General features: G+C 50.0%; 4 protein-coding genes. 3 read left to right on the forward strand and 1 reads right to left on the reverse strand.

The window, feature by feature from the left end; translation table 11 throughout:
* The 3 genes from L0156_28565 to L0156_28575 form a co-directional block, all read left to right on the forward strand.
* Positions 1-2,361 (forward strand): hypothetical protein (locus L0156_28565; protein MCI0606957.1); only part of this gene is annotated, 2,361 nt, incomplete at its 5' end.
* 200 nt (positions 2,362-2,561) lie between these two features.
* Positions 2,562-3,137 carry a biotin transporter BioY gene (locus L0156_28570; protein ID MCI0606958.1) on the forward strand — a complete coding sequence of 192 codons (576 nt, stop codon included), beginning with the start codon at positions 2,562-2,564 and terminating at the stop codon, positions 3,135-3,137.
* Positions 3,134-5,557 carry an ABC transporter permease gene (locus tag L0156_28575; GenBank protein ID MCI0606959.1) on the forward strand — a complete coding sequence of 808 codons (2,424 nt, stop codon included), beginning with the start codon at positions 3,134-3,136 and terminating at the stop codon, positions 5,555-5,557. The genes L0156_28570 and L0156_28575 overlap by 4 nt, the downstream gene beginning before the upstream one ends.
* A 33-nt stretch (positions 5,558-5,590) precedes the next feature.
* Here L0156_28575 and L0156_28580 read toward each other — a convergent pair.
* Positions 5,591-5,868 (reverse strand): nuclear transport factor 2 family protein (locus tag L0156_28580; protein ID MCI0606960.1); only part of this gene is annotated, 278 nt, incomplete at its 5' end.

Below are 5,868 nucleotides of genomic sequence, written 5' to 3' on the forward strand. Positions count from 1 at the left end.
TACTACGACTTTGATGCATTTGAAGAAATCCAGATTCAGTCTGGTGGTATGGATGCATCGGTTGGAGCAAAGGGCGTTGTGGTAAACCTTGTTACCAAGCGAGCCGGCAATAAGTGGGAAGCCAATGCTTCTTACTATTTTGTGAACGATTCTCTGCAGAGCGATAACACTCCGCAAGAACTGCTCGATCTCCCACCGATCGCTGGCCAGCAGCGTATCCGTTCGAACCGAATCGATCAGGTCTATGATTGGGGTTTCGACATTGGTGGTCCGATTGTAAAAGATAGACTGTTTGCATGGGGCGCCTATCGGAAAAACCAGATTGATCTCTTCACCAGATCAACCAATCCATTTACGGGTGAGTCTATAAGCGATAAGACAACCCTTACAGATTACAATTTCAAGGTCAACTTCAATCCTTCTTCCGCTCATGAATCTCAATTCGGGTACTTTTATGGAAAAAAGGAAAAACTGGGGCGCGGCTTTCTTCCGCCGAATCAATCCGAAGAAACGCTATGGCACCAGAGTGTCCCGGACACGATTCTCCCGGGTATCTGGACCGGTCAGCATACATGGATCCCGAATGATCACACAATCCTGAATGGGCGTTACGGTTATGTAGGAAATTCTTTTGACCTCGTTCCCGCGGGAGGCAACTGCGCTATCGATAAGCCATGCGACATCCCGATGATCTACCTTGCTGCAGTTCCCCGCTGGGAAGATACGTCTTTTAATGTAAATCCTATTAGCCGTCCGACCCATGATTTCAACGCGGATGTGAACTGGTTCAGAGAGAACTGGGGCGGTGGCGATCATGAATTCAAGTTTGGATTCGAATACAAAGCGTCCGAAGGTCACACATTCAGCAGCTATGGAAATGGCGCGTTGATTGTTGACTACGGTCAGACACAAGCCCGTGGTCCGTTAACTTACGGAGCCATCTATGCGCAACGCTTTCTGAATGGTACGGTAAATTACTATCGTGCCAGCGGCTATGTGACAGACACATGGCGCATGGATCGCCTGACATTGAACCTCGGCTTCCGCGTTGACAGCGCCTCCGGTGAAAACCAGCCAGCTTCTGTTCCTGCTCCTGGCGGATTCGATGTATTCATCTCCAGTGTTGACTTTGCAGGAAATGACCGCAGTGACGTTTACACAGATATCTCTCCTCGTATCGGCGCAACTTACGATGTAAGCGGTGACGGCAAAACCATCGTTCGTGGTAATTTCGCGCGCTACTACGACGGGTATTTTCCTGGATACGATCAATATGCGAATCCAACGTTCACTTATAACGGGGTCATCCTGTATTACACGAACCTGAACGGCGACCGTATCATCACGCCAAATGAGATTGCTGCCGTAATCGGTTACTACGGTGGCGCGGCACCAGGTCCATTCGATCAGGCCCAGTTCGACGCACTGAAGCGAATCGGCGACATCGAATCTGCGGTGACTGATGAGTTCGTGGTAGGGTTCGAACGGGAAGTCATTAAAGACCTTTCCGCGTATTTATCTTACACTCATCGGAACTACGATAACTTCACCCAGTCTGTACCCTTTGGTGTAACAGCTGCGGATTACGTACAGGTGGGCGTCTTCCATTTCTCACATCCTGAATTTGGAACGTTTGATATTCCTTTTAGCGATATCACTTTCCAACACGATGGCACACGTCTTCTAAAGACAATCGATGGCTATACCCAGACCTACAATGGTGTCGATTTTGGCGTGAGAAAACGCATGAGCAACAACTTTATGTTGAATGCGTTCGTAACGTTGCAGCGCCAGAAAGCCCAATATGACGGTGGAGATTCCTTCTTCGTCGTCACAGGTGATGGTATTGGCGCCAGAACCGTTTATGGTGATCCTTCGCTTGTTCCTGGCTTCTACGATGACAAGCCTTATGCATTCGTCAGCGGCGGCAGCGGTAAAACAGGCGTGTTCCCATACGCCGAATGGACTTTCCGCGCAAGCGGCATATACCAGGCTCCGTGGGATCTCAGTTTTGGCGGATTCATCCGCTATCAGCAAGGATTCCCTCAGCCTCTCTTTGGTCAGACACCAGGCGGAACAGGCCAGAACCTGATCAACTTCTATGCGGCATCACGCTTAATCCTGCTCGAACCCATTGGCGATCGTCGTTATGACAACATCTTCACGTTGGATCTGAACGTACAGAAAGTGTTCGAACTCACCGATTATGGGCGAATCACATTGGGCGTTGACGTGTTCAATGTGACCAATAACAACACCGTCATTCAGAGAGAACGACGTGTCACAGCCGGTTCCTTTAACGCACTGCAAGAGAACCTTTCGCCTCGTGCAGTTCGTCTGGGATTCAAATACAGCTACTAATACATTCGTAGGGGCGGGCCTTGTGCCTGCCCTTACAGGGCGCCCCCTACAGTGCTCATGGCTCCTGTGTTGAGAATAAAGGGCGACTCTGATCCAGGGTCGCCTTTATTTTTCAGGAACCAGCGGCGAAAAGTTAGCCGACTACATTGCAAGTTATTTCTATGCAAGACGCGGGCAGAGTCTCTGCATACTCTAGTGACGTGAACGAGATCGCAATCAAGAATTGCACCAGGAACCGGGCATTGTTCTTAAAGATGTCGGGGGCAATACTTTTTGCTCTCTTAACGATGCTTGCAGCTCAAGTACGGATTCCACTTGCATTCACTCCGATTCCAGTGACGCTTCAAACATTAATTGTGCCACTGGCCGGGGCGTTTCTGGGTGCATTCTGGGGCACTGTCTCGATGCTCTTATTGATGACCTTAGGAGTCGCAGGATTTCAAGTTCTTTCGACCGCTCCACAGGATCCAACTTTTTTTCTTAGTCCAACTTCCGGATACATTTTGGGATTTGTTGCGGCAGCTGGATTGATGGGTCGTACGCAGGATCAAAGAAAAGGACCGCTGGTAACCTTTTTCGCGTTACTTGTATCTCATCTCATGATCTTTGCCTGTGGAGTCGCGGGTCTGTTAATCAACACGAGTTGGGCCGTAAGCAAAGCGGTTAGCAAGGGTGTGGTGCCCTTTTTGCCAGGAGATGTTGTGAAGATTGGCGCTTCCTATCTAATTTTACTCTCCTATTCCAAAGCATCTGCGAGATGGAGAGGATCGGAGTGATTGTTCACAGTCTGCGGATAACTCTTCGCGCTTTGGTGAAGCGACCGTCTTTCAGTATCGTAGTCGTGCTGACTTTTGCCACGGGAATGGGAGCCTTTACGGCAGTGTTTACGGTGGTAAATTCCATACTGTTTCGGCCCCTTCGCTATGATCGTCCCGAGAGTCTGGTGATAATTCCCAGCGTCAACCAGGACGCATCGGGAAAGATGGTGGAATACGGTACATCGCTTTCCGATGTTCTGGATTGGAGGGATCGCGCCCGATCCTTTTCAGCGATAGCAGCAATGTTTCCTACGGATAGAGCTTTGACGGGGTCAGGTGATCCAGAGCAGGTCGATGCAGGCCAAATTAGTGCAAATCTTTTTGCAACGCTTGGCGTCCGGCCACAAATCGGACGCTCTTTCCTGCCCGAAGAGGAGACCGAAAATTCAAACGTTGTGATCCTCAGTTATGGGCTCTGGAAAAGAAGATTCAGCGCAGCTCCGGACATCCTGGGTGTATCCATATTTATAGATGGAGTTCCACGCCGTATTGTGGGGATCGCGCCTCCACAGTTCTATTTCGCTGCGGATGCTGAATTATGGACTCCCCTGAATCTGGCAGTGTCGCGAGACACCCGGAGTCCGAATCACAATCTGGCTGTGGTCGCGCGATTGAAGGGCGGTGTAGGCGTAGAGCAAGCGACTCACGAAATGATTTCCCTGTCTGAACAACTTGCGCGTGAGTTTCCGCAGTCCAACACCGGTTGGAGCGCGAAAGTAATTCCTGTACGGGAACCGTTCGTGCAAGATGTCCGCAATCTCCTGTTGATTCTGATGGCCGCTGTTGCCTTCCTTCTTCTGATTGTTGTAGCCAATGTCTCGAATCTGATTCTCGTACGGACCTTGGAGCAGCGACCCGAACTGGCCGTGCGAATTGCCCTCGGAGCTAGCCGGCGTCATTTGCTCAAACAAATCTTCCAGGAAAACTTAATTTTAACGATTACAGGCGGCGCCCTGGGTCTTTTAATTTCAGTCTGGTCTGTCAAGCTGATGATCGCTTTAAGCCCGCTCATTGCGTCGAGCCCTGGCGGCCATCTTATTTTGAATGATGTGTCGCTGGACTATCGTGTTATTGCGTTCAATCTACTCCTGTCGATTGGCGTAGGTTTCCTTTTCAGTCTCCTTTCAGTGTTACGGAATACTGCGACGCCTAACTTTTCGGCTCTAAGTTCAGGAAGCGGACATGCAACCGATGGATTGCAAGCGCGGCGGTTTCAAAACGGATTGGTGATTGCGGAGATTGCAATTGCGTTGCTGCTTCTCGTTGGCGCCGGACAGATGATTCGAAGTTTTGCGAGTCTGAAACGGATCCATCCAGGGTTTGAATCAACTAACCTCTTGGTGTCCCAGATTACTCTTCCTGCATCACGATATGATACACATGAGAAGCGCGGATCATTTCAGCAACAATTGCGCGATGAAATCGCCGGCATTCCAGGAGTCGTTTCCGTGGGCGCCACCACCCGGCTCCCGTTAAATGAATTTGCTTTCACTACAATCTTCGAAGTCGAAGGAATCCCTGCCCCTTCCAAAGAAGCAGGCTTTGTTTCCAATTTTCGGCGAATTTCACCTTCCTATTTCAAAACCATGCGCGCTCCGATCATTGAAGGACGCGAATTCATGGAGGCGGACGAGCAACGCACGATGCCTGTAGCAATCGTGAGCCGTCAGATGGCAAAGCGGTTCTGGCCCGGACAATCCGCAATCGGAAAACGAATCCAGCGTCTGGCTCAAACAGACAGAGTGTGGCGAACAGTAGTTGGGGTCGTAGAAGACTTGAAGGATTCTTCGCTGTCAGATCCGCCCGGGTCTACGTTGTATATCCCGTATGCGCAAGGCAGCTTTCCATCGTTCCACATTGTTGTGCGAACCGTAGGAGATGCTGCTTTGATAGCTGCACCGTTGCGAGAGAGAGTTTGGAAACTGGATAAGAATTTACCCGTGTATAACATAAAACTGGCGGAAGAATTGTTCGCGGATTCTCTGTCCAGGCAGCGTTTTGGAGCATGGTTGCTCGGTACATTCGCTGCACTTGGTCTTTTTGTTGCCATTATCGGGATATACGGCCTCATGTCCTATTCCACCGCCCGCAGAGTTCATGAAATTGGAATACGAATGGCGCTTGGCGCTCAGACGCGCTCCGTTCAAAAGATGATTGTCAGCCAATCCATACGATTGACTGTGTGGGGAACCGTGATCGGGTTAGCAGCCTCAGCAGTTGCAGAACGACTGGCATCATCCCTTTGGTATGGGTCCGGTAGTTTGATCATCTTCACGCTGATTCCCTTATTGCTTGTAGTCGTGTCATTGATTGCTTCGCTCATTCCAGCGATGCGCGCAACCCGGATCGATCCAATTCTTGCCCTTCGGCACGAATAGTCATGAGGCAACGAAGAACTGTGTCCAGAAATTTCAGCTGCCGTTATAAACGGTAGAGGGATGTTCATGAACGATGCGGTATCCGTCACTTCGTTTTTCCCAAATCTGACTGATCCTTGCATCGATCGACATCTTGCGGCCATCTTCGAATGCATAATGCAGGTGAAATGGATAGCAGGTGACCACAACTTGCCCATCTGCTATCTCTCTGGCAACGACATCACCAGTTCGTTTGACAACAATTTGTTCAAGCCCGGGGTAAATCTCAGTTCGAAGTTGCTTGAAGCATAGAAAACCGGACAGCGGTGGAA

It is taken from the genome of bacterium, assembly GCA_022616075.1.
Classification (GTDB): domain Bacteria; phylum Acidobacteriota; class HRBIN11; order JAKEFK01; family JAKEFK01; genus JAKEFK01.